Consider the following 25,131-nt stretch of genomic DNA (forward strand, 5'->3'; position numbering starts at 1 on the left):
GTGTGTCCTCTTGGTCGTTAATTGATCTTTCTCACCAATGGTTCCATCCCCATCTGAGATGGCCACCGTTTCGGTTAAACGCTACATTCTACCGTTGCGAATTCTCACCGGACAACTAAAAAAGTTCTATTAGAAAGCACTTGCAATAGAGATACTGAATTTTTTCTATAATCTCAAGGAACCGTGCACCCTCAGATTTTCATGTTTCTCGTATAATAATACAATACGTTGTTTTTTATGTTTTTCATTGTCTAGTATTATCTTACGTTGCTCTGATGGACCTGGCGTTGTTTGCACAATGCTAGTTTTTCTACTAGGGTCATTATCTAGCAAGCAAGAATGTTATAGATGGTGGTGCCATGATTAACATCGCAGTTAAGTGGCTACCTGACGAGACGTTTTACAGCCTCTGTTGTAGGCAGCACGCATATTTGGCAAACGTTGATTCCTCCGCTACCACGTCATGGTTGTTTGGAGTCCGTAAAAACTATAGCCATGATTTCCCTTATAATCTTGGTGCTTTAAATACATTGATGATTGAAACATGGGGTACGCCCGTCACTATAGTTGGCGAGCACACCATTGTTCCTTTTTTCTTAGCCTTCCAGTCAGAACACAATGTGCTAGCCACGTACGAAGCACTCAGCGGCCCCAGGTTAGGCTCGCTGAAATATCGTCTGGGTTTGCTCACGGGCCGTTTTGGCGCAGAACACCCTCTAAAAGCTTGCCCTTCCTGTATGGCTAATGATCGCCTTCTTTTTGGTGTTGCGTACTGGCATCTATCTCATCAGTATCCAGGCATAATTTTATGCCCCGTACACGGTCAATACCTTAGAGAAAGTACAGTAAATCGCCAGTGGTCAGGATGGTTCGAGTGGAGCCTGCCAGCGGAAGAGCGACTATTACCTCCACTCCCATCTCCGACCTCAACCGTCGATCAGATAATCCTCAAAAAAATCGCAGGAGCCATCATAGATCTAGCTGCCTTCGGGACGAGAGGAGTATTTAGCCCCGACGCTGTACGCGGTGTTTACAGGGCTACCCTGCTAGCCTACGGCGGACTTGATGCAGCAGCTTGCTCACTTTTAGCCTATACCACGCGCCTGCGGGCTTATCCGCCGTTCGGCTGCCTACCTTCCCACAGCAAGGGAGCAGCTGCGTTTCTAAGCGCGCTCATACGCAACCGAGAGACTCGCTGCCACCCCCTGAAGCACCTCACCCTAATAGCATGGCTGTTTGATTCGCTTCAGCAGTTCACTTGCCTTCATGATCAGCTGATCGTACAAGGATTGCAAACAGGCGACAACTTACATGATATTCCTTTGGAAAAGATTTGCACAAATAAATCCTCAACCCCACGTAATGATGGGGTAAAAGGACCAAGACGACCAAAAACTATTAAACCAACTATAAGAACTGAAATTCTACTGCGCCTTTCCAACGGCGCTTGCAAAAGCAGCGTGTGCGCAGACTTTAATATTACAATTTCAACAGTTAATAAACTGCTGCGCTCCGAGCCGCTGGTAAATAAAGCATGGAAGTTGTGTGCAAGCTCTCATGAAAAGTTCAAGCGTAGACTTCTTTGGGAAAAGACGGTTAGGTGTCACTCGCAAGAATCCGCCAAACAAATTCGACATCGTATTTCTGCTATTTATGCCTGGCTTTACCGAAACGACAGACAGTGGCTCAACGACAAACTCCTAGAATTGCCAACCGGTCGTATTGGAAATCATTCGTCCGTAGATTGGGAATGCAGGGACCTAAATCTAATGGCCGAGCTGGATGCAGTTGCTAGATTATTAAGTATAAATTATGAATCACCGTTGACCAGGCAGCTGATCTTTTCGACCCTCCCCAAACTAGCTACCGCGCTTGAAAATCGGCAAGCCTTTCGAAGGACCCGAGCCCTTCTCCGCGATGTGACGAGTACCGGGCCTGAAGGCGCCATGCGATCAGCTGGGCCTAGCGCAAAAGCGCCCAAATAGTCGAGGGAGATGGTCAATCGTACTCCTTGATTTCCGGCATCCATACTCCGATGTTCTGGACTGATACGAAGATGAGCTAGAAGCTTGCGGTTACGAAATCGGTCCTTGTAACGTAATCGTCCGTCGGACCTCGATCTCGCGTGAATCAAACGAAAGTCTTCAAAATTTCTAGCACTTTAGACTCGATGAAGCTTGAAGAGGCTTGGCCAGCCACCGAGGTCGATTTACGCTGTAGATAAACGCCGTAACGGAGAGATTTCAAATGAAAGCCGCCAGTGCTGAGCTCACTCAAAATCAGTTGGCCGTAGGGTTAAGGGCTGCCATGCGTATTCTCGATGGATGGAACGCGACCACTGAACAGGCCAGCCGCATCCTTCGCATATCCGCAGTCACTCGGCAGAAGGTCTCTCGGGACTCAAACGCCAGCGTACGGCTTGACCTCGATCAGCAGCAGCGAATCAGCCTGGTGCTGAATATTCATGCTTCGTTGAGGACGGTCTTTGCGAATCAAGAAAACGTTCAAGGTTTCCCAAGCCTGGAGAACGCCAATGATTTCTTCGAAGGACGTTCTCCCTTGGAAGTAATGGCCCAAGGGGACATGATCTCGCTTTATGAAACGTATAGGCGCATTGAAAATCTCCAGCAGGCTAGCTGACCCTTGTTAGCCAGCCCCTCGGATCGCAAACGTAGTTCACGCGTGCCCCGTGTGTTCTCTATATCGATGGGTCTCGGACACAAAGTCGATAGACGTGCCGGTAGCTGCAACAGCCAACTGGGCGTGTCTCGGCTGAGGACCGCGATACTGCCCGTCCTTTCCGTGTCCCGTCCCGTATCAACCTCTTAGCTGAGTCAGGTTGCTCGTAATTTGTGGGAGATTACGGAGACAGGCGAATGCGCGGCGATTGTAGCCTTCGTATTCTGTCTCTACCTGGAGGGTAGAGGGCTGTTGCAACAGCTATACCGTCTAGGGGGATGATTATGGTATCGAACCCGGTGGTCCCATTCGTTCCAGGCGATGCTCGGATAAGACCAATACTTCAAGCGTTGCTTGTAGTCTTCCTCAACGTATTGAATGTATTTTCGGTCCGCTTCCATATAGCAGCTCCAGAGCGAATCAGTTCTCCGCACTGTCCCCATCAACGAAAGCAGTTCTTTTTCGAAGTCGTCATAGCTGTCGTAGAGCAACGCCAAAGCATCTATGAATGCTGCGGTGGTAGTCTCAATTACTCGACTGGAGCTCGGCGACGGTGCACCCGCGAACCTTGCGGCAGCCTGACCAATTCTCGCGGATATCGACAGAATTTCAGCGCTTGCCTCTCCCCTCACCTGATCGTTCAAAGCGGCAGCCTTATTCAGTAGGACCCAAGCAGCATGCGCCCCAGAGATGATAATGGGAGAAGTGCACAATCGCTGGCAGACCTCAGCTCGTTTGAGCGCCAGGGGGTCGTGGTTTGCAATGGCCTCCGCTTCGGCGAGGTGTCTGCCTTCGCAGGTGCGCCACATTACATCGAGGTAATGGTCCGCTCGAGTGAATACTTTCCCGCAAAATGGGCAATTTCTGAGCAATACAGTGTTGTGCTTGTAGCAGACAGACACATTGGCCTTCCCATAGCGTCTCCAATAGGAAAAACCTTTGGTTGCTACGTCCTCTCTAACACAGTCAGGGCAGAACCAAGCAACCGGCTCACTGTATTGCACACCGGGAGAAATATAGTCGCTTCCGGAGTATGAAATATCCCAATCATTCTTAATGACATGAAATGCGGCGTGCATCGTGTGACAGTGAACAAGCCGATTGAAACCATAGCAACCAGGCCACCCGAATTCTGCAGCGAGAATCCGGACTGCATCGGCCTTGATCACACGGCTAGTAGCAGCCAGGGTTTCGAATGTAGCTGCCTTTGGATCGCCCCAACAGAGGAGCAAGTTTCTTCTCACGTATGACTGAAGAGATTCATCAACCTGTATGGGGAGGGGCATCAGAAAACGCCAGATTTAGGTAGGGAGGGGTGGACCGGGCAGGAGGGTGAGCCGTCCGATGGAGGGAAGCGAGAGCTTCCCTCCATCGGCGACAGTTTTAATTGTTCGAAAACAGTTTTAATTCAACAAAACCACGTAAAGCGCCCCTGGCTTCTGGCTTACTCGACCGTAACCGACTTGGCCAGGTTACGCGGCTGGTCCACGTCGGTGCCCTTGAGCACGGCCACGTAGTAAGACAGCAGCTGCAGCGGGATGGTATACAGGATCGGCGCCAGGGCGTCGGCGATGTGCGGCACCTTGATCACGTGGGTACCTTCGCCATTTGTCATGCCGGCCTGCTCGTCGGCAAACACTACCAGCTCGCCACCACGGGCGCGTACTTCCTGCAGGTTGGACTTCAGCTTCTCCAGCAGTTCGTTGTTCGGCGCAACGGTTACCACTGGCATGTCGTTGTCCACCAGCGCCAGCGGGCCGTGCTTCAGCTCGCCTGCCGGGTAGGCTTCGGCGTGGATGTAGGAGATTTCCTTGAGCTTGAGCGCACCTTCCATCGCCACCGGGTACTGCGCACCACGGCCGAGGAACAGGGTGTGGTGCTTGTCGGCGAACAGCTCGGCGATTTTCTCGACGGTGGCGTCCATGGCCAGGGCTTCGCCCAGGCGGGCCGGCAGGCGGCGCAGTTCTTCGACCAGCTCGGCTTCAACGCCGGCTTCCAGGGTACCGCGCACCTGGCCCAGGGCCAGGGTCAGCAGCATCAGCGAAACCAGTTGGGTGGTGAAGGCTTTGGTCGAGGCCACGCCGATTTCCGGGCCGGCCAGGGTCAACAGGGTCAGGTCCGACTCACGCACCAGCGAGCTGATACCGACGTTGCAGATCGCCAGGCTGCCGAGGAAGCCCAGCTCCTTGGCGTTGCGCAATGCGGCCAGGGTGTCGGCGGTTTCGCCAGACTGCGAGATGGAGACGAACAGAGTGTCCGGCTGCACCACCACCTTGCGGTAACGGAACTCACTGGCTACTTCGACCTGGCACGGGATCCCGGCCAGGCTTTCCAGCCAGTAACGGGCGACCATGCCGGCATGGTAGCTGGTACCACAGGCAACGATCTGCACGTTGCGCACCTTGGCGAACAGTTCGGCAGCCTGCGGGCCGAAGGCCTGGACCATCACGTTGTCCTTGCCCAGGCGGCCTTCCAGGGTGCGCTGCACCACGCTTGGCTGCTCGTGAATTTCCTTGAGCATGAAGTGGCGGTAGGTACCTTTGTCGGCAGCTTCGGCACCTTCGTGGTACTGCACGGTTTCGCGCTGGACCTTGTGGCCATCCTGGTCCCAGATGGAGACCTGGTCACGGCGAATTTCGGCGATGTCGCCTTCTTCCAGGTACATGAAGCGGTCGGTGACCTGGCGCAGGGCCAGCTGGTCGGACGCCAGGAAGTTCTCGCCCAGGCCCAGGCCGATGACCAGCGGGCTGCCACTGCGTGCGGCTACCAGGCGGTCAGGTTGCTTGGCACTGATCAGCGCCAGGCCGTAAGCACCATGCAAGCGCTTCACCGCAGCCTTCAGGGCATCGGTCAAGTCCGGAATGCTCTTCAGGGTGTGGTGGATCAGGTGGACGATGACTTCGGTATCGGTCTGCGAAGTGAAGACATAGCCAAGGCCCTTCAGCTCTTTGCGCAGTTCTTCGTGGTTCTCGATGATGCCGTTGTGCACCACGGCCACTTCATTGCCCGAAAAGTGCGGGTGGGCGTTGCCCTCGGTCGGCGCACCGTGGGTGGCCCAGCGAGTGTGGGCGATGCCCAACTGGCCGGCCAGTGGCTCAGCAGCAACAGCGGCTTCCAGTTCACTGACCTTGCCGATACGGCGACGGCGCTGCAGTTCACCGTTCTGGGTGAGGACGGCCAGGCCGGCGCTGTCGTACCCGCGGTACTCAAGACGCTTGAGGCCTTCGATCAGGATGGCTGTGATGTTGCGCTCGGCGACGGCACCAACGATTCCACACATGGTTTATTGCTCCTGGCTGATCGCGGCGCAGATCAGGTTGATGCCGCGGGCTTGAATTTGTTCGCGTGCCGCTGCGGGCAGGCGTTCGTCAGTAATAAGGGTGTGCACGCTGCCCCAGGGCAGCTCGAGGTTGGGGATCTTGCGCCCTACCTTGTCCGATTCGACCATCACGATCACTTCACGGGCGACTTCGGCCATGACCCGGCTCAGGCCGAGAAGTTCGTTGAAGGTGGTGGTGCCGCGGCCGAGGTCGATACCGTCGGCGCCTATGAACAGTTGGTCGAAATCGTAGGAGCGCAGCACCTGCTCAGCCACCTGGCCCTGGAACGACTCGGAATGCGGGTCCCAGGTACCACCGGTCATCAGCAGCACCGGCTCGTGTTCAAGGTCGCAGATGGCGCGAGCCACGTTCATCGAATTGGTCATCACCACCAGGCCAGGATGGCGGCCCAGTTCAGGGATCATGGCTGCCGTGGTGCTGCCGCTGTCGATAATGATGCGCGCATGTTCGCGGATACGCGTCACAGCAGCGCGGGCGATGGCCTTTTTATAGGAAGACACCGGCTGGGCAGGTTCACCGAGCAGCTCTTGAGGCACCGGGACCGCGCCACCATAACGTCGTAGCAACAGGCCATTGGTTTCCAGAGCAGCGAGGTCCTTGCGGATGGTGACCTCCGAGGTAGCGAAACGCTTGGCCAACGCGTCCACACTCACCTCGCCCTGCTCGCTGAGCAAAGCCAGGATGTTGTGCCGCCGCTGCGGGGTGTTTCGTTTCGACATGAGCGCTTAAGTTTCGATTCGAAAGATAATGATGGCAATCAAAACCTAAGATGAGCGATTCGTCAAGTCGTCACTGCCCTGTGGATAGATTCTCTCTGCACTGGCGCGGCCCCTGTAGGAGCGGCCTTGTGTCGCGATGGGCCGCAGCGCGGCCCCAGGGTTTTCGAGGCAACACAGAAATTGTCGGGCCTACTTTGCAGTCCGTCGCGACACAAGGCCGCTCCTACAGAGGCTGCGATATGCCGCAAAATAAAAAGCCGACCTATTTACATAAGTCGGCTTTCGATCGAAACAGCTGTGTATAACTCAGCTCTTCTTGATCTTCTCCGGTCGCTTCCAACCCGAGATGTTGCGTTGGCGCGCACGAGCCACCGCCAGATCGCCTGCCTCAACGGTCTGAGTGATGGTCGAACCGGCAGCAGTGGTCGCACCAGCCTTGATTTCCACAGGCGCTACCAACGAGTTGTTCGAGCCGATGAACACGTCCTCGCCCATTACGGTCTTGAACTTGTTGGCGCCATCGTAGTTGCAAGTGATGGTGCCGGCGCCGATGTTGGTACGAGCACCGATTTCCGCATCGCCCAGATAAGTCAGGTGACCGGCCTTGGCGCCCTCACCCAGATGAGCGTTTTTCAGTTCGACGAAGTTACCCACATGGGCCTTGGCGTCCAGCACGCTACCCGGGCGCAGGCGGGCGAACGGGCCGGCATCGCTGCCCTCGCCCATCACGGCACCTTCGAGGTGGCTGTTGGCCTTGACCACTGCACCTTTGCGCAGGGTGGTGTTCTTGATCACACAGTTCGGGCCGATCTGCACATCGTCCTCGATGACCACCTTGCCTTCGAGAATCACGTTGATATCGATCAGCACGTCACGGCCAACGGTCACTTCACCGCGGACATCGAAGCGCGCCGGGTCGCGCAGGGTCACACCCTGGGCCATCAGGCGACGACCTTCGCGCAACTGGTAGTGGCGCTCCAGCTCGGACAGCTGACGACGGTCGTTGGCGCCCTGCACTTCCATCGGGTCGTGCGGCTGTTCAGTAGCCACCACCAGGCCATCGGCCACAGCCATGGCGATGACGTCGGTCAGGTAATACTCGCCCTGAGCGTTGTTGTTCGACAGGCGGCCCATCCAGTCGGCCAGGCGCGCGGCTGGCAGGGCCAGAATACCGGTGTTGCCTTCCTTGATTGCTTTCTGCTCATCGTTGGCGTCCTTGTGCTCAACGATGGCGGTCACCTTGCCCTGCTCGTCACGCACGATGCGGCCATAGCCGGTCGGGTCGTCGAGGGTCACCGTGAGCAGGCCCAGCTGCTGCTCGTTGGCCTTCGCCAGAAGACGCTGCAGGGTTTCCACTTCAATCAACGGCACATCACCGTACAGCACCAGCACGGTTTCGGCGGTCAAGGCCGGCAATGCCTGGGCAACCGCATGGCCGGTACCCAGCTGCTTGTCCTGCATGACGAAGTTCAGGTCGTCGGCGGCCAGGCGCTCGCGAACCAGCTCGGCACCATGGCCAATGACCACATGAATACCTTGCGGCTGCAGCTGGCGCGCGCTGTGGATAACATGGCCGAGCATGGAGTTGCCGGCAACCGGGTGCAGCACCTTGGGCAGCGCCGAGCGCATGCGGGTGCCTTGTCCGGCGGCGAGAATAACGATATCGAGTGACATTACTGGCTACCAATCCTGGGTGGTCAGTGAAATGACCGGGGGGAGAGAAATCAGAAAAAGAAAAAGGGTAGCCGAGGCTACCCTTTTACTCAATCGCAACAGAAGCTATCAGCCGAGGGCCGATTACTTGCCTCTGCGCATTTGCTGGACGGTACGCAGCTGAGCTGCGGCCTCGGCCAGACGTGCGGCGGCGGCGCCGTAGTCGAAGTCCGCGCCTTTCAGATTCAGGGCGTTCTCGGCAGCCTTGAGGGCTTCCTGAGCCTGAGCTTCATCCAGGTCTGCAGCACGTTGCACGGTATCGGCAAGCACCTTGACCATGTTCGGCTGAACCTCGAGGAAACCACCAGAGATGTAGAACACCTCTTGGGCGCCACCCTGCTTGGTCAGCGTGATCGGACCAGGCTTGAGATTGGTGATCAGCGGCGCGTGACCCGGAGCGATACCAAGATCACCTAGGTTACCGTGCGCAACTACCATCTCGACCAGGCCGGAGAAGATCTCTCCTTCCGCGCTGACGATATCGCAATGGACTGTCATAGCCATCTGCTTGCCTCAACCTGATAGCGCCCCTTGCGGGGCGCAGGAATTACAGTTTCTTGGCTTTCTCGATCGCTTCGTCGATGCTGCCGACCATGTAGAACGCTTGTTCTGGCAGGTGGTCGTAGTCACCTTTGAGGATGCCGCTGAAGCCAGCGATGGTGTCTTTCAGGGAAACGTACTTGCCTGGCGAACCGGTGAAGACTTCGGCCACGAAGAACGGCTGCGACAGGAAGCGCTGGATCTTACGAGCGCGGGCTACCAGTTGCTTGTCGGCTTCGGACAGTTCGTCCATACCCAGGATCGCGATGATGTCTTTCAGCTCTTTGTAGCGCTGCAGAACATACTGAACGCCACGAGCGGTCTCGTAGTGCTCGTTGCCGATCACGTTCGGGTCCAGCTGGCGCGAAGTCGAGTCCAGTGGGTCGACCGCTGGGTAGATACCCAGGGAGGCGATGTCACGGGACAGAACGACGGTGGCGTCCAAGTGGGCGAAGGTGGTCGCAGGCGACGGGTCGGTCAAGTCGTCCGCAGGTACGTATACGGCCTGAACGGAGGTGATCGAACCTTCCTTGGTGGAGGTGATACGCTCTTGCAGAACGCCCATCTCTTCAGCCAGGGTCGGCTGGTAACCTACTGCCGAAGGCATACGGCCCAGCAGTGCGGATACTTCGGTACCGGCCAGGGTGTAACGATAGATGTTGTCGACGAACAGCAGAACGTCGTTACCTTCGTCACGGAACTTCTCGGCCATGGTCAGGCCGGTCAGCGCTACGCGCAGACGGTTTCCTGGTGGCTCGTTCATCTGACCGTAGACCAGCGCTACCTTGTCGAGAACGTTGGAGTCCTTCATCTCGTGGTAGAAGTCGTTACCCTCACGAGTACGCTCACCCACACCAGCGAACACGGAGTAACCGCTGTGTTCCATGGCGATGTTACGGATCAGTTCCATCATGTTTACGGTCTTGCCGACACCGGCGCCACCGAACAGACCAACCTTACCACCCTTGGCGAACGGGCAAACCAGGTCGATAACCTTGATGCCGGTTTCCAGCAGGTCGTTGCCGCCTGCCTGGTCAGCGAACGAAGGCGCTGGCTGGTGGATACCGCGACGCTCTTCTTCGCCGATCGGGCCGGCCTCGTCGATCGGGTTGCCCAGTACGTCCATGATACGGCCCAGGGTGGCCTTACCAACAGGAACGGAAATGGCAGCGCCGGAGTCAACGACTTCCAGACCGCGCTTCAGGCCTTCGGTCGAGCCCATCGCAATGGTACGAACCACGCCGTCGCCCAGCTGCTGCTGAACTTCCAGGGTGGTTTCCGCGCCTTGTACTTTCAGCGCGTTGTAAACACTCGGCACGACGTCACGTGGGAATTCCACGTCGATGACGGCGCCGATGATTTGAACGATACGTCCGCTACTCATAGCTGGATCCTCTGAATATTTGAACCGTTAAACCGCGGCAGCGCCGCCGACGATTTCCGAGATCTCCTGGGTGATCGCAGCCTGACGCGCCTTGTTGTAGATCAACTGAAGCTCTTTGATCAAATCACCGGCGTTGTCTGTGGCGTTCTTCATGGCGATCATCCGGGCCGCTTGTTCAGCAGCGTTGTTCTCGACCACCGCCTGGTACACCTGCGACTCCACGTAACGCACCATCAAGCCGTCCAGCAGCTCTTTTGCGTCGGGTTCGTACAGGTAGTCCCAGTGATGCTTGAGATCCTGATCCGGGGTTGCCACCAACGGTACCAATTGCTCGACCGTTGGCTTCTGGGTCATGGTGTTGATGAACTTGTTCGAAACCACCGAGAGGCGATCGATACGGCCGTCCAGGTAGGCGTCCAGCATCACTTTGACGGAGCCGATCAGATCGTTGATCGATGGCTCTTCGCCCAAGTGGCTGATCGCGGCTACGACGTTGCCGCCAAAGATGCGGAAGAAAGTCGCACCCTTGCTGCCGATCACGCACAGGTCGATTTCCACGCCCTGTTCGCGGTTTTCGTTCATGTCCTTGACCAGGGCCTTGAACAGGTTGGTGTTCAAGCCACCGCACAGACCACGGTCACTGCTCACCACGATATAACCGGCGCGCTTTACAGGGCGCTCGATCATGAACGGGTGGCGGTATTCCGGGTTGGCGTTGGCCAGATGACCGATCACCTGGCGGATACGCTCCGCGTAAGGACGGCTAGCAGCCATGCGCATTTGTGCCTTGCGCATCTTGCTGACCGCCACTTTCTCCATGGCGCTGGTAATTTTTTGCGTGCTTTTGATGCTCGCAATCTTACTGCGAATCTCTTTTGCGCCTGCCATGTATCACCTATCAGGTTAGCAAGCGGGGGCCTGAGCCCCCGCTGCGGCTTACCAGGTCTGGGTGGCCTTGAACTTCTCGATACCGGCTTTCAGGCCTGCGTCGATTTCGTCGTTGAAGTCACCCTTCACGTTGATCTTCGCCATCAGTTCAGCGTGATCACGGTTGAAGAAGGCGATCAGTGCTTGCTCGAAGCTACCAATCTTGGAGACTTCTACGTCAGTCAGGAAGCCACGCTCAGCGGCGTACAGCGACAGAGCCATGTCCGCGATGGACATCGGCGCATACTGCTTCTGCTTCATCAGCTCGGTAACGCGCTGACCATGCTCCAGCTGCTTGCGGGTCGCTTCGTCCAGATCGGAAGCGAACTGGGCGAATGCAGCCAGTTCACGGTACTGAGCCAGAGCGGTACGGATACCACCGGACAGTTTCTTGATGATCTTGGTCTGAGCGGCACCACCTACGCGGGATACCGAAACACCGGCGTTCACTGCTGGGCGGATGCCCGAGTTGAACATGGCCGATTCCAGGAAGATCTGACCGTCGGTGATGGAAATCACGTTGGTCGGAACGAACGCGGAAACGTCGCCAGCCTGGGTTTCGATGATCGGCAGGGCGGTCAGGGAACCGGTCTTGCCAGTGACTGCGCCGTTGGTGAACTTCTCGACATACTCTTCCGAAACGCGCGATGCACGCTCCAGCAGACGGGAGTGGAGATAGAACACGTCGCCTGGGTACGCTTCACGTCCTGGTGGACGACGCAGCAGCAGGGAGATCTGACGGTAGGCAACGGCCTGCTTGGACAGGTCGTCGTAAACGATCAGGGCGTCTTCACCGCGGTCACGGAAGAACTCGCCCATGGTGCAGCCGGCGTATGGCGCCAGGAACTGCAGTGCGGCGGATTCCGAAGCACTGGCAACGACCACGATGGTGTTGGCCAGGGCGCCGGCTTCTTCCAGCTTGCGAACGATGTTGGCAACGGTGGAACGCTTCTGGCCGACAGCAACATAAACACAGAAAATACCGGAGTCTTTCTGGTTGATGATGGCGTCGATGGCCATGGCGGTCTTGCCGATCTGACGGTCACCGATGATCAGCTCACGCTGGCCACGGCCGACAGGGATCATGGCGTCGACGGACTTGTAGCCAGTCTGTACAGGCTGGTCTACCGACTTACGCCAGATCACGCCTGGAGCGACCTTTTCGACCGCGTCGGTTTCGGTGGTGGTCAGAGGACCTTTGCCATCGATCGGGTTACCCAGAGCGTCGACGACGCGGCCCAGCAGGCCTTTGCCGACCGGAACTTCCAGGATACGACCGGTGCACTTGGCGCTCATGCCTTCGGCGAGGGTGTCATAGGCACCCAGGATCACTGCACCTACGGAGTCTTGCTCCAGGTTCAGGGCCATGCCGAATACGCTGCCAGGGAACTCGATCATTTCGCCGTACATGACGTCGGCCAGACCGTGGATCCGCACGATACCGTCGGATACCGAAACAACGGTACCTTCGTTACGGGCTTGGGAGCTCACATCGAGGTTGTCGATGCGGCCCTTGATGATTTCACTAATTTCGGAAGGATTGAGTTGCTGCATTGCTCTGCTGCCCCTTCAAACTCAAGATTTCAATGCTTCGGCCAGTTTCGCGATTTTGCCGCGAACAGAGCCATCGATTACCAGGTCACCAGCGCGGATGACGACGCCGCCAATCAGGCTGGCATCCTCCGACGCGTGCAGGCGCACTTCCTGGCCTAACCGTGCACTGAGAACCTTGGCGAGTTTGTCTTGCTGTTCTTGGTTCAACGCGAAGGCACTGGTGACTTCCACGTCCACGGATTTCTCTTGCTCGGCCTTGTACAGGTCGAACAGGGCGGCAATCTCCGGCAGAAGCAGGAGACGGTCGTTTTCCGCGGCAACATGAATGAAATTCCGTGCCTGTGCATTGAACTTGTCACCGCACACGTCAATGAACGTGGCGGCCTTTTCTGCGCTCGTCAGTCGCGGGGCCTTGAGCAGGCGCTGCATGGTGTCGTCTTGCGACACCGCAGCAGCCAGGCCGAGCATGGCTGACCAATTGGCCAGTTGCTGATGGGCCTGGGCATGCTCAAAGGCAGCCTTAGCGTAAGGTCGGGCCAACGTGGTCAGTTCTGCCATGATCGCCCTCGCTTAAATTTCAGCGGCCAGTTTGTTAACCAGCTCCGCATGCGCGTTTTGATCGATTGTGGCGCCAAGGATCTTTTCAGCACCACCAACGGCCAGGGCACCCACTTGGGCGCGCAGGGCGTCTTTAGCGCTGTTCAGTTCCTGTTCGATCTCGGCCAGAGCCTGAGCCTTCACACGGTCAGCTTCGACGCGGGCCTGATCACGGGCTTCCTCGACAAGCTGAGCAGCGCGTTTCTTGCTTTGCTCGATGATTTCGGCTGCCTGTGCTTTAGCTTCACGCAGTTGCTGACCCGCTTTCTCTTGGGCCAGCTCCAGGTCGCGAGCTGCGCGGTTGGCAGCGTCCAAGCCGTCGGCAATCTTCTTTTGGCGCTCTTGCAGGGCAGTGATGACCGGAGGCCACACATACTTCATGCAGAAGAGTACAAAAATCAGAAAAGCAACGGATTGGCCAATCAGGGTTGCATTAATGTTCACGCCAACACCTCGCTCGGTCTTAATTCATACAGCCATCAACTCGTGGTGACGAGTGATTAGCCGGCGATCTGACCAACGAACGGATTCGCGAAGGTGAAGAACAGAGCGATACCAACACCGATCATGGTTACGGCGTCGAGCAGACCGGCAACGATGAACATTTTAACCTGCAGCATCGGAACCATTTCTGGTTGACGAGCAGCGCCTTCCAGGAACTTGCCGCCCAGCAGGCCGAAACCAATGGCGGTACCCAGAGCACCCAGGCCGATCAGCAGAGCAACAGCGATAGCGGTCAGACCAACTACAGTTTCCATCTTTCCTCCCGACTTTTACGTCGTATTGGTTAGGTTTTTAGTTTGAAGCGGTAAAACAAATCGTTTGGTACAGCATGCCCTTGCGGACTTTTTAAGCCCTCCCCCCGAACAGGCGGGGAAGGCTATCAGACACGCCAGGCGGTCTTAATGGTTATCTTCGTGAGCCATCGACAGGTAGACGATGGTCAGCATCATGAAGATGAAAGCTTGCAGGGTGATGATCAGGATGTGGAACACAGCCCACGCCCATTGCAGCACCACACCCAGGCCGCTGAGCCACAGCAGGCCGGAGCCGAACATTACAGCGATCAGGATGAACACCAGTTCGCCGGCATACATGTTGCCGAACAGACGCAGTGCCAGCGAGATCGGCTTGGCGATCAGGGTGACGAATTCCAGCAGGAAGTTGACCGGAATCAGCAGGATCTGAACGAAGATGTTCTTGCTGCCGAACGGGTGCAGGGTCAGCTCACCGATGAAGCCGCCCAGGCCCTTGACCTTGATGCTGTAGAAGATGATCAGGGCGAACACGCAGAAGGCCATGGCCAGGGTCGCGTTCGGGTCGGTGGTCGACACGGCGCGGAACGGAATGTGCGGGTCACCGGAGATCAGGATGGCCAGCTGAGGAATCCAGTCGACCGGTACCAGGTCGACGGCGTTCATCAGGAATACCCAGACGAAAATGGTCAGCGCCAGCGGAGCGATTACCGGGCTACGGCCGTGGAAGGAGTCCTTCACGCTGCCATTGACGAAGTCCACCATCACTTCTACGAAGTTCTGCAGGCCGCCAGGTTGGCCGGAAGTCGCCTTCTTGGCCGCCATGCGGAAGATGAACAGGAAGATCAGACCCAGCGCGACGGACCAACCCAGGGTGTCCAGGTGGAACGCCCAGAAGCCCATTGCCTTGGCTTCTGCAGCCGAATGGGCGAAGCCCCAGCTGCCGTCTGGTAGTTGACCGTAGGTCAGGTTCTGCAAGTGGTGCTGGATATAGCCCGAAGCGGTTTCTGCTGCCATGGTTGCCTCAAACGCCCTAAGGTCTCGAAAGTCTTTTATTCATCAGCAGGGGCGCGAACCAGCTGACCAAAAGGGTCAACACGAAGACGCCGAATACTGCTAACGGCGCCAGTGGCTTCACTCCTGCGAAGGTCAGTGCAAAAAGCACTGCCGTCAAAATCATCTTGCCTGCCTCGCCAGCGTAGAACGACTTGACGATGGCTTGTGCCGCCCGGGCCCCGCTGAAGCGAAATGCCTTCCAGGCGAAATACACATTGGGTAGCCAGGCAATCAAACCTCCGCAAAGGCCTGAATATCCACTGACCGCCCCTTTCCACTGCCACAACACCAACGTTGCCAGCAGCAGTACGACGAATTGAGCCAGCAGTACCGGGAAAACCGCCCAGCGATGGAAAGGCAGGCGGTTTGGCGTGCGGATTTCCATCACAACTGCTCCTCGGAAGTCGACCAGCAAGTCAGTTATGACTTGGCATAATTTGTGCCGACAAAATGCGCGCAGAGTATAGGGGTGGATTAACCCCTATTCAACTATTCGGTAGTGATTTCCGACTGCGCGCTACAACGGGAATTGTTTCAGCGGATGTGAGCAAGCACGCCTTGCAACTCGTCAAGCGAGTTGTAGCGAATAACCAATTGGCCTTTGCCCTTGTTGCCATGGCGGATCTGCACGGCCGAGCCCAGGCGCTCTGCGAGCCGCTGTTCAAGGCGTGCGATATCCGGATCAGGTTTGCTCGGTTCGACCGGATCAGGTTTGTCGCTGAGCCACTGACGAACCAGTGCCTCGGTTTGGCGCACGGTGAGGCCACGTGCGACAACATGACGCGCCCCCTCTTCCTGGCGGTGTTCTTCCAGGCCGAGCAATGCACGGGCGTGCCCCATCTCCAGGTCGCCATGGGCGAGCATGGTCTTGATCGCGTCAGGCAGGGTGATCAGGCGCAGCAGGTTGGCCACCGTCACCCGCGACTTGCCCACGGCATCGGCCACCTGTTGCTGGGTGAGCTCGAACTCCTGCTGCAGGCGCTGCAGGGCCAGCGCCTCTTCCAACGGGTTGAGGTCTTCGCGCTGGATGTTCTCGATCAGCGCCATGGCGATGGCGGCTTCGTCGGGCACTTCGCGGACCATCGCCGGGATCTTGTCCAGGCCAGCCTGCTGGGTGGCGCGCCAGCGGCGCTCACCGGCGATGATCTCGTAGCGGTTGCCATCGATCGGGCGCACCACGATCGGTTGCATCACGCCATGGTTGCGAATCGAGTGCGCGAGCTCTTCCAGCGCCTCCGGGTCCATGTCCCGGCGCGGCTGGTACTTGCCACGCTGGATCAGCTCGACCGGCAGGTGTTGCAGTTCTTTCTGGTCGATCTTCACAGCCTGCTCTTCGAGCGCGCTGACGGAAGGACCACTGAGCAGTGCATCCAACCCACGTCCGAGACCCCGTTTCTTGACGGCCATACGGATTCCTTAAGTTGTTTGTGCAGTGCGTGATTGACGGCGTTGACGGCGTACCAGTTCCCCGGCCAGGGCCAGATAAGCCAGCGCGCCTCGCGATTGCTTGTCGTAGGCCAGGGCCGGCATGCCGAAGCTCGGGGCCTCGGCCAGGCGAATGTTGCGCGGAATGACCGTGTCGTACAGCTGCGGGCCAAAGTGCTCCTTCAGCTGCGCCGAGACATCGTTGTTCAGGCTCAGGCGCGGATCGTACATGGTCCGCAGCAGGCCCTCGATCTTCAGCTCCGGGTTCAGCCGGGCGGCGATGCGCTTGATGTTATCCACAAGGTCGCTGAGACCTTCCAGTGCGTAATACTCGCACTGCATCGGGATGATCACGCCATCTGAAGCGACCAGGGCGTTGAGCGTCAGCATCGACAGCGACGGAGGGCAATCGATGAGGATGTAGTCGTAGTTCTCGCGGATAGGCGCCAAGGCGTTGCGCAGGCGGCTCTCCTTGACCTGCATTTCCAGCAGCACCACTTCGGCGGCTGTCAGGTCACGGTTGGCCGGCAGCAACTGGAAACCACCGTGCTCGGAGTAATGCATGGCCTGGGCCAGGTCGCATTCCCCGATCAACAGGTCGTAGACCGAGTGCTCGAGCTCGTGCTTGTCCACACCGCTGCCCATGGTGGCGTTGCCCTGCGGATCGAGGTCGATCAGCAGCACACGACGCTTGGTCGCGGCCAGCGAGGCGGCGAGATTGATACAGGTGGTGGTCTTGCCCACACCACCTTTCTGGTTCGCGATTGCGAATACCTTAGCCATTGTTGCGTGTGTTCCCAGTCATGCCTTGCGGCGCAGTATCAGCAGATGGCGCTGGCCCTGGCAACCTGGAACGGTCAGGGCCTGCTCGCTTTCCACTGTGAAGTCTGCGGGCAATGCTACCAGTTCATCGGCAGGATGCAGCCCCTTCATTGCAAGCCATTGCGTCCCGGTGTCGCCCAGGTGGCGGGTCCAGTTGGTGAAGTTCTCCATGCTGCTGAAGGCGCGGGAGATGATTCCGCTGAACGGTTGTGTCGGCTGGAAGGCTTCGACCCGACTGTGGATAACCGTGAGGTTGTCCAACTTGAGCTCCATTTTCACCTGGGTCAGGAAGCGGGTCTTCTTGCCGTTGGCGTCCAGCACCGTCACGCGCTTGTGCGGATGCAGGATAGCCAATGGGATGCCGGGCATGCCACCGCCACTGCCGACATCCAGCCAGTTGTCACGCTCGCTGTGGATAAACGGCATGACACTGAGGCTGTCGAGCAGGTGACGCGACACCATCTCGTCGGGGTCGCGCACGGCGGTGAGGTTGTAGGCTTTGTTCCATTTGATCAACAGGGCGAGGTAGCCGAGCAGCTTCTCGTGATGCTCGGCGCTCAGCTCGACACCGAGCTGGCGCGCACCTGTGGACAACTCTTCAGCGTGTTGCGGGGTGACCAGGGAACTCAAGCGCTTTGCTCCAATTCGCGGCCAGCGCCGCGTTTTTTCAAGTGAATCAGCAACAGGGAAATCGCCGCCGGGGTCACGCCCGGGATACGCGAAGCCTGACCCAGGGTTTCCGGACGGGTCTGGCCCAGCTTGCCCTGGATTTCCTTGGACAGGCCGGAAATCGTCGAGTAATCGATATCCACAGGCAGGCGGGTGTCTTCGCTGGCACGCAGACGTGCGATTTCATCCTGCTGGCGATCAATGTAACCAGCGTACTTGGTGCGGATTTCGACCTGCTCGGCGACCTGTGGATCAATCGCTTCACCGCCGGTTGCCTCAATCAGCCCGGCGTAGTCGATTTCCGGGCGCGCCAGCAGGTTGAGGAGACTGTACTCGTGGCTGAGCGGAGTACCGAACTTATCCACAATGGCCTGGCCTTGCTCGGTGTTCGGGCGGACCCAGGTCGACTTCAGACGCTGCTCCTCGCGTTCGATGCCGTCGCGCTTGGCGCAGAAGGCGGCCCAACGCTGATCGTCGATCAGGCCAAGTTCGCGGCCCTTTTCGGTCAGGCGCAGGTCGGCGTTGTCTTCGCGCAGGATCAGGCGGTACTCGGCACGCGAAGTGAACATGCGGTACGGCTCCTGGGTACCCAGGGTAATCAGGTCGTCGACCAGTACGCCGATGTATGCCTCGTCGCGGCGCGGGCACCAGCTGTCTCGGCCCTGCGCACGCAGGGCGGCATTGGTCCCGGCCAGCAAGCCTTGTGCGCCGGCTTCTTCATAACCGGTGGTGCCGTTGATCTGGCCGGCGAAGAACAGACCGCCGATGACCTTGGTCTCGAGGCTGTACTTGAGGTCGCGCGGGTCGAAGTAGTCGTATTCGATGGCGTAGCCCGGGCGCACGATGTGTGCGTTTTCCATGCCGCGGATCGATCGCACCAGCTCCAGTTGCACATCGAACGGCAGCGAAGTGGAAATACCGTTGGGGTAAAGCTCATGGGTGGTCAGGCCTTCCGGCTCGATGAACACCTGGTGGCTTTCCTTGTCGGCGAAGCGGTGGATCTTGTCTTCGATCGACGGGCAGTAGCGCGGGCCGACACCTTCGATGACACCCGAGTACATCGGCGAACGGTCGAGGTTCGAGGCGATGATCTCGTGGGTGCGCGCATTGGTGTGGGTAATCCAGCAGCTCACCTGACGCGGGTGCATCTGGGCGTTGCCCATGAACGACATCACCGGGATCGGCGTATCGCCTGGTTGCTCGGTCATCACCGAGAAGTCCACCGAACGGCCGTCGATACGCGGCGGGGTACCGGTTTTCAGGCGGCCGACGCGCAGCGGCAGTTCACGCATGCGGTGGGCCAAGGCGATCGAAGGCGGATCACCGGCGCGACCACCGGAATGGTTTTGCAAACCAATGTGGATAAGCCCACCGAGGAAAGTACCGGTGGTCAGTACCACCGATTCGGCGAAGAAACGCAGGCCCATCTGGGTCACCACGCCTTTGACCTGGTCCTGCTCGACGATCAGGTCGTCGCAGGACTGCTGGAATATCCACAGGTTCGGCTGGTTTTCCAGGATTTCACGCACCACTGCCTTGTAGATGGCGCGGTCGGCCTGTGCACGGGTAGCGCGTACAGCCGGGCCCTTGCGGTTGTTCAGAACGCGGAACTGGATGCCGCTCTTGTCGGTGGCCAGCGCCATGGCGCCGCCGAGGGCATCGATCTCTTTGACCAGATGGCTTTTGCCAATACCGCCAATGGCGGGGTTGCAGCTCATGTGACCGAGGGTTTCCACGTTATGGGTCAACAGCAGGGTTTTCACACCCATGCGTGCAGACGCAAGCGCAGCCTCGGTACCGGCATGGCCGCCGCCGATGACGATCACTTCAAAACGGGAAGGGAAATCCACCACGCACCTCGTGCCTGTTTTTGCGAATAGAGAAGGTAAGCGGACAAGTATAGGGACTTCACCCCCTTTAAAGAAACCGTCTGAGCAAATTTTGACCAGTCTGTGGATGAGTGGCAGCCAACAGAAATCAAAGAGGAAAAATTTAAAAAAGCTTTGTTTTTATGTTTATTCTTATGCACAAGCTTTGCTGTGGATAAGGTTATGTAGGCCTTTATTCATGCTGTGTAGAGAAAAATTAAACCCTGTGGCTGGAGTACCATGAGGGCTATGGATAACACGATTTAGCCTGTGGATTAAATGACTGTTTACCCACAAGCAGGTTTGTCCTCAGAAAAAAAGCCTGCTTATCAACGGAGCTGAAGGCGAGTTTTCCACAGGGCTCCTGAGAGCAGATCGGGGTAGGTGAATGAAAAAAATGTGAACCTGCACCGGCCTCTTCGCGGGTAAACCCGCTCTCACAGGGGTCTGCACAGCCTTCAGGTGCGGCGCGATTTCCATAGGAGCTGCGAAATTTGAGGCAAAAAAAAGCCGCTCCCGAAGGAGCGGCTCTTGGTTTTGCCTGGCTGTGAATTACTTGCCGATGCAAAAGCTGGAGAAAATCCGCCCCAGCAGGTCATCAGAGCTGAATGCCCCGGTAATCTCCCCCAGGGCCTGCTGCGCCTGCCGCAGGTCTTCCGCCAACAGCTCACCCGCACCAGCCAGGGTCAGTTGTGCACGGCCATGTTCCAGGTGCTCACTGGCCTGGCGCAGGGCATCCAGATGGCGCCGGCGAGCGCTGAAACCACTCTCCGCCGTCTGTTCATAACCCATGCAGGCCTTCAGGTGGTCACGCAGCAACTGCAGCCCTGCATCGTCCCCTTTGGCACTGAGGGTGATCGTTACATGGCCGTCATCGCACTGTTCCAGCGCTACCCGCTCACCACTAAGATCGGCCTTGTTCCGAATCAGCGTTACCTTGGCCGGGTCTGGCCGTTGGTCGAGAAATTCTGGCCACAGGGCAAACGGGTCGCTGGCCTCGGGCGCGGTGGAGTCCACCACCAACAACACCCGGTCTGCCTCGCCAATGGCCTTCAGCGCACGTTCCACGCCAATCTTTTCCACATGGTCATCGGTGTCGCGCAAACCGGCAGTATCGACCACGTGCAGCGGCATGCCATCGATGTGGATATGCTCGCGCAGGATGTCCCGCGTGGTGCCGGCAATGTCGGTGACGATGGCCGCTTCCCGTCCGGCCAGCTGGTTCAGCAGGCTCGACTTGCCCGCATTCGGCCGACCGGCGATAACCACGGTCATGCCATCACGCAGCAAGGCCCCCTGCCCGGCTTCCCGCTGCACTGTGGACAACTCGGCGCGAACAGTATCGAGCATCGAAAGCACATGGCCATCGGCGAGGAAATCGATTTCTTCCTCGGGGAAGTCGATCGCCGCCTCGACGTAGATGCGCAGGGCTATCAATGCTTCGGTCAGGCTGTGCACACGCTTGGAGAACTCCCCCTGCAGCGAACGCAGTGCGTTGCGGGCAGCCTGGCTGGAACTGGCTTCGATCAGGTCGGCAATGGCTTCGGCCTGGGCCAGATCGAGCTTGTCGTTGAGGAATGCACGTTCGCTGAACTCACCCGGGCGAGCCAGCCGACAGCCAACCTGTACACAGCGCTGCAGCAGCATATCCAGCACCACCGGGCCACCATGGCCCTGCAGTTCCAGCACGTCCTCGCCGGTGAACGAATTCGGCCCGGGGAAGAACAGCGCGATCCCTTCATCCAGTACCAGGCCTTCCTCGTCGCGGAACGGGCCGTAATGGGCGTGGCGCGGGGTAAGCGTACGGCCGGTGATCAACTGGCCGGCCTTGGCGGCCAGAGGGCCGGACAACCTGACAATACCCACACCGCCGCGGCCCTGGGGGGTGGCAATGGCGGCGATGGTTTCACGCACAGTGTTCATGCTCGAAAGCCTCTACGACAAAAACGACAGATAGCAAAAACGCCCCACTAGGGGGCGTTTTTTATTCACAGGCTAGCGCAGTAGCCTGTCAAGCAGCAGCTTTTTTGCTGGCTGCTTCGATGCTGCGAGTGATGTACCACTGCTGTGTGATCGACAGGCAGTTGTTCACAACCCAGTACAGCACCAGACCAGCCGGGAACCACAGGAAGAAGAAGGTGAAGATGATCGGCATCATTTTCATCACCTTGGCCTGCATCGGATCCGGCGGCGTCGGGTTCAGGCGCTGCTGGATGAACATGGTGGCGCCCATGATGATCGGCAGGATGAAGAACGGATCCTTGATCGACAGGTCGGTAATCCACAGCATCCATGGGGCCTGGCGCATTTCCACGCTTTCCAGCAGTACCCAGTACAGGGCCAGGAACACTGGCATCTGCACCAGGATCGGCAGGCAGCCGCCCAGCGGGTTGATCTTCTCTTTCTTGTACAGCTCCATCATCGCCTGGGACATCTTCTGGCGATCGTCACCGAAGCGTTCCTTCAGTGCAGCGAGCTTTGGCGCGACGGCACGCATGCGCGCCATCGAACGGTAGCTGGCAGCCGACAGCGGGAAGAACAGGCCTTTGATCAGCATGGTCAGCACGATGATCGACCAGCCCCAGTTACCCAGCAGGCTGTGGATATGTTGCAGCAGCCAGAAGATCGGCTGGGCGATGAACCACAGGAAACCGTAGTCGACAGTCAGTTCCAGACCTGGGGACAACTCTTTCAGCTTGGACTGGATTTTCGGGCCGGCATACAGCATGGCGCTGGTTTCGACCTTGCCGCCAGCAGGCACGCTGATGGCCGGGCCGGTGTAGCCGATGATGTAGTTGCCCTGGCTGTCCTTGCGGGTCTGGACAACGTTATTGTCCGACTTGGCCGGAATCCAGGCGGTCACGAAGTAGTGCTGCAGCCAGGCAACCCAGCCGCCGGACACATTTTCTTTCAAATTGCCTTTGTCGATATCCTTCATCGAGACCTTTTTGTAAGGCTCGGAAGGGGTCCACAGGGCAGCGCCCAGGTAAGTAGCGGTGCCGGTGGCAGTGCTCGACGACGGATCGGAGCTGGCATCACGCTTGAGCTGGGCAAACATGTTGCCGCTCCAGGCCTGGCCGCTCTGGTTGTCGATCAGGTAGCTGACGGTCAGGTCATACTCGCCACGCTTGAAGCTGAAGCGCTTGATGTAGTTGACGCCGTTGTCGCTGAACTTCAGGTCGACCACCAGTTGTTCCTGACCATCGGCCAGCTGGTAACCCTTCTTGTCACTAGCGTACAGAGGACGACCGGCAGGACGTGCATCCGGACCGTTGACGCCGGTCAGGCCGCTTTGTGCCAGGTAGACACGCTCGCCACCGTTGTCGAACAGTTGGAACGGAATGTCCGGGTGGTCCTGACGACGTGGGTACTGCGGCAGGTTCAACTGGACGATGTCACCACCGACCGGATCGATAGCCAGTTCCAGGACATCGGTCTTGACCCGGATCAGGTCCTTGCTGACCGCAACCGGCGCCAGTTCGGCAGCGCTGGTTTCGGCGTTGGCGCTTGGCACATCGGCGCTGGCGCCGGCATTACCGGCCGGTACGCCATCCGGCAAACCCGGGGCAACGGTGCTGGCAGCAGTATTCTGAGTCGGCAGGGCAGCCTGGCCGTAGTCCTGGTTCCACTTGAGGACCATGACGTAGGACACGATTGCCAGGGCGACGATCAGGATCGTGCGTTTAATATCCATGATTACTCGGCTATCGAAGAAGTTCGGGAGGAAGGAGCGGGAGGAACGGGATCGAAACCGCCGTCGTTCCACGGATGACAACGCCCCAGGCGACGAACGGCTAGCCACCCACCACGCCAGAAGCCGTGGTTTTCGATGGCTTCATAAGCGTAACAGGAGCAACTGGGGAAGAAACGACAGTGGTTGGCCATCAGAGGACTAATGGCGTAACGGTAAAACTGGATCGGAACGAGCGCCAGTTTACGCATCTTGGCTGTCTACCCCTGCGGAATTGGCGGTCACTGCTGGAGTGGGCCGGCTGCGCGCCAGGCGTTTCCAGAGTTTGCCAAAGTGTTGGTGCAATTCCGGGTTTTCTATCTCACCCAATCCCTTGCGCGCGACGATCACAATGTCCAACCCGGCAAGCAATTGCTGGTTCAGGCGAAAGGAATCGCGCATCAAGCGCTTGAGGCGGTTGCGTTGAACGGCGAGCTTGACGCTCTTCTTGCCGATCACCAGGCCGAGGCGTGGGTGATCGAGGCCGTTCTCACGAGCAAGGATCAGCAGGTTTTTCCCTGGAACCTTGCCGGTTGGGGAGTCGAAGACCGCTTTGAAATGTCGGGGTGTAAGCAGTCGCTTTTCCCGACTGAAGTCCTGACTCACCACCTGTGCCGAAAAATCAAATGGCCAGACGCTTACGGCCTTTGGCACGACGACGCGACAGAACAGCGCGGCCGTTCTTGGTAGCCATACGGGCACGGAAGCCGTGGGTGCGCGCGCGCTTGATGGTGCTTGGTTGGAAAGTACGTTTCATGGCGTGTTACCTGGTTTGTCGACGACGGGCCGGGATGGCCCCCTTTTTAAGAGACCGGCGATTCTAGAGAAAGCAAGCCCGTAGGTCAATTTCCAACCAGTCTTTCCATATAGAGCACGTGATGGACGGTGCGTGCTTGTCCATCCCCCAAGGGTGCTTGATCGGACACACGAATTGGGGACAACATGAAAAAAAAGAAGAGACATATAAAAAGCTTTTCTGAAGAATCTATAAATCTTAAGTGGATAACCTTCTGTGGATAACCTGCTTTAGGCCAGAAAATACGGGCTGTACAGAGTTTTACAACTGTGTTCTCAACCGGTGCTGCGCTTGTTTTCTTCGTGGTCAAAAGCTGTGGATTAAATCGATGCTTATCCACAGCAGAGTTATCAACAGACCTGACCTCAGGGTTGTGCATAGCGCTCATGGGTGCTTATCCACAGGGCTTATTCACAGTGCGGCGAAGTCTTTTTGGTCGATAAATGGCTGTTTTGTCATGGTTCCTAACGTGTCCACATGTGGATAACTGAACGCTCGACCGGTACAATGGCGGTTTGTTTTTGCCTCATCCGGCTTTCAAACTCAGGGGATATCC

24 protein-coding genes and 1 pseudogene are annotated in these 25,131 nt (G+C 57.8%); 2 read left to right on the plus strand and 23 right to left on the minus strand.

Annotation, left to right across the window (positions count from 1 at the left end; all coding sequences use genetic code 11):
* The first annotated feature begins 359 nt into the window (after positions 1-359).
* The gene (locus AC2T3R_RS26240; RefSeq protein ID WP_081273173.1) at positions 360-1,985 is read left to right on the plus strand and encodes a TnsD family Tn7-like transposition protein; all 1,626 of its coding nucleotides are present in this window, start codon (positions 360-362) and stop codon (positions 1,983-1,985) included.
* Between the two features lie 262 nt (positions 1,986-2,247).
* Complete coding sequence (locus AC2T3R_RS26245; protein ID WP_064491475.1) at positions 2,248-2,640, plus strand: hypothetical protein; 393 nt, start codon at positions 2,248-2,250, stop codon at positions 2,638-2,640.
* A 36-nt stretch (positions 2,641-2,676) separates the two neighbouring features.
* Here AC2T3R_RS26245 and AC2T3R_RS26250 read toward each other — a convergent pair.
* The 23 genes and pseudogenes from AC2T3R_RS26250 to AC2T3R_RS26360 all read right to left on the minus strand — a co-directional run.
* A pseudogene (locus AC2T3R_RS26250) lies at positions 2,677-2,805 on the minus strand (abortive infection family protein); the annotation flags it as partial.
* 1,318 nt (positions 2,806-4,123) lie between these two features.
* A complete protein-coding gene (gene glmS / locus AC2T3R_RS26255) occupies positions 4,124-5,959 on the minus strand; it encodes a glutamine--fructose-6-phosphate transaminase (isomerizing) (RefSeq protein WP_486744463.1) in 1,836 nt (611 codons plus the stop codon).
* 3 nt (positions 5,960-5,962) lie between these two features.
* Positions 5,963-6,739, minus strand: coding sequence for a DeoR/GlpR family DNA-binding transcription regulator (locus tag AC2T3R_RS26260; RefSeq protein WP_247846743.1), 777 nt, complete (start codon positions 6,737-6,739; stop codon positions 5,963-5,965).
* Positions 6,740-7,045: 306 nt separating this feature from the next.
* Positions 7,046-8,413, minus strand: a complete 1,368-nt coding sequence (glmU, locus tag AC2T3R_RS26265; RefSeq protein WP_410951405.1) for a bifunctional UDP-N-acetylglucosamine diphosphorylase/glucosamine-1-phosphate N-acetyltransferase GlmU — start codon at positions 8,411-8,413, stop codon at positions 7,046-7,048.
* Between the two features lie 123 nt (positions 8,414-8,536).
* Positions 8,537-8,956 carry a F0F1 ATP synthase subunit epsilon gene (locus AC2T3R_RS26270; RefSeq protein ID WP_003260039.1) on the minus strand — a complete coding sequence of 140 codons (420 nt, stop codon included), beginning with the start codon at positions 8,954-8,956 and terminating at the stop codon, positions 8,537-8,539.
* A 43-nt stretch (positions 8,957-8,999) separates the two neighbouring features.
* Entirely contained in the window at positions 9,000-10,376 is a 1,377-nt protein-coding gene (atpD, locus tag AC2T3R_RS26275) for a F0F1 ATP synthase subunit beta (protein ID WP_013974904.1), read from the minus strand.
* A gap of 27 nt (positions 10,377-10,403) precedes the next feature.
* Complete coding sequence (gene atpG / locus AC2T3R_RS26280) at positions 10,404-11,264, minus strand: F0F1 ATP synthase subunit gamma (protein ID WP_013974905.1); 861 nt, start codon at positions 11,262-11,264, stop codon at positions 10,404-10,406.
* A 48-nt stretch (positions 11,265-11,312) separates the two neighbouring features.
* Positions 11,313-12,857, minus strand: a complete 1,545-nt coding sequence (gene atpA / locus AC2T3R_RS26285; RefSeq protein ID WP_013974906.1) for a F0F1 ATP synthase subunit alpha — start codon at positions 12,855-12,857, stop codon at positions 11,313-11,315.
* 21 nt (positions 12,858-12,878) lie between these two features.
* Positions 12,879-13,415: a F0F1 ATP synthase subunit delta gene (locus AC2T3R_RS26290; RefSeq protein WP_003260034.1), complete on the minus strand. Its 537-nt coding sequence runs from the start codon at positions 13,413-13,415 to the stop codon at positions 12,879-12,881.
* Positions 13,416-13,427: 12 nt separating this feature from the next.
* Positions 13,428-13,898, minus strand: a complete 471-nt coding sequence (locus AC2T3R_RS26295; RefSeq protein ID WP_003260032.1) for a F0F1 ATP synthase subunit B — start codon at positions 13,896-13,898, stop codon at positions 13,428-13,430.
* A gap of 56 nt (positions 13,899-13,954) precedes the next feature.
* Positions 13,955-14,212 (minus strand): F0F1 ATP synthase subunit C, encoded by a 258-nt coding sequence (gene atpE / locus AC2T3R_RS26300; RefSeq protein WP_003097235.1) that lies wholly within the window; start codon positions 14,210-14,212, stop codon positions 13,955-13,957.
* A 144-nt stretch (positions 14,213-14,356) separates the two neighbouring features.
* The gene (atpB, locus tag AC2T3R_RS26305) at positions 14,357-15,226 is read right to left on the minus strand and encodes a F0F1 ATP synthase subunit A (protein ID WP_003260030.1); all 870 of its coding nucleotides are present in this window, start codon (positions 15,224-15,226) and stop codon (positions 14,357-14,359) included.
* Positions 15,227-15,242: 16 nt separating this feature from the next.
* Entirely contained in the window at positions 15,243-15,650 is a 408-nt protein-coding gene (locus AC2T3R_RS26310) for a F0F1 ATP synthase subunit I (RefSeq protein WP_008092225.1), read from the minus strand.
* A gap of 149 nt (positions 15,651-15,799) precedes the next feature.
* Positions 15,800-16,672, minus strand: a complete 873-nt coding sequence (locus AC2T3R_RS26315) for a ParB/RepB/Spo0J family partition protein (RefSeq protein ID WP_003260029.1) — start codon at positions 16,670-16,672, stop codon at positions 15,800-15,802.
* Between the two features lie 9 nt (positions 16,673-16,681).
* Complete coding sequence (locus AC2T3R_RS26320) at positions 16,682-17,473, minus strand: ParA family protein (RefSeq protein ID WP_012274913.1); 792 nt, start codon at positions 17,471-17,473, stop codon at positions 16,682-16,684.
* Positions 17,474-17,491: 18 nt separating this feature from the next.
* Positions 17,492-18,142, minus strand: a complete 651-nt coding sequence (rsmG, locus tag AC2T3R_RS26325) for a 16S rRNA (guanine(527)-N(7))-methyltransferase RsmG (protein ID WP_013970242.1) — start codon at positions 18,140-18,142, stop codon at positions 17,492-17,494.
* Positions 18,139-20,031 (minus strand): tRNA uridine-5-carboxymethylaminomethyl(34) synthesis enzyme MnmG, encoded by a 1,893-nt coding sequence (mnmG, locus tag AC2T3R_RS26330; RefSeq protein ID WP_015268403.1) that lies wholly within the window; start codon positions 20,029-20,031, stop codon positions 18,139-18,141. Before mnmG ends, rsmG begins: the two co-directional genes overlap by 4 nt.
* A 570-nt stretch (positions 20,032-20,601) precedes the next feature.
* Positions 20,602-21,972 carry a tRNA uridine-5-carboxymethylaminomethyl(34) synthesis GTPase MnmE gene (gene mnmE / locus AC2T3R_RS26335; protein WP_486744464.1) on the minus strand — a complete coding sequence of 457 codons (1,371 nt, stop codon included), beginning with the start codon at positions 21,970-21,972 and terminating at the stop codon, positions 20,602-20,604.
* Positions 21,973-22,060: 88 nt separating this feature from the next.
* Positions 22,061-23,743 (minus strand): membrane protein insertase YidC, encoded by a 1,683-nt coding sequence (yidC, locus tag AC2T3R_RS26340; protein ID WP_013970245.1) that lies wholly within the window; start codon positions 23,741-23,743, stop codon positions 22,061-22,063.
* A gap of 2 nt (positions 23,744-23,745) precedes the next feature.
* Complete coding sequence (yidD, locus tag AC2T3R_RS26345; protein WP_080563709.1) at positions 23,746-23,991, minus strand: membrane protein insertion efficiency factor YidD; 246 nt, start codon at positions 23,989-23,991, stop codon at positions 23,746-23,748.
* Complete coding sequence (gene rnpA / locus AC2T3R_RS26350) at positions 23,984-24,388, minus strand: ribonuclease P protein component (RefSeq protein WP_003253166.1); 405 nt, start codon at positions 24,386-24,388, stop codon at positions 23,984-23,986. Before rnpA ends, yidD begins: the two co-directional genes overlap by 8 nt.
* 13 nt (positions 24,389-24,401) lie before the next feature.
* Entirely contained in the window at positions 24,402-24,536 is a 135-nt protein-coding gene (rpmH, locus tag AC2T3R_RS26355; protein ID WP_003253163.1) for a 50S ribosomal protein L34, read from the minus strand.
* Positions 24,537-24,621: 85 nt separating this feature from the next.
* A complete protein-coding gene (locus AC2T3R_RS26360; protein WP_486744465.1) occupies positions 24,622-24,963 on the minus strand; it encodes a hypothetical protein in 342 nt (113 codons plus the stop codon).
* Positions 24,964-25,131 lie beyond the last annotated feature (168 nt).

Source organism: Pseudomonas sp. PVC-5-1 (assembly GCF_057444345.1).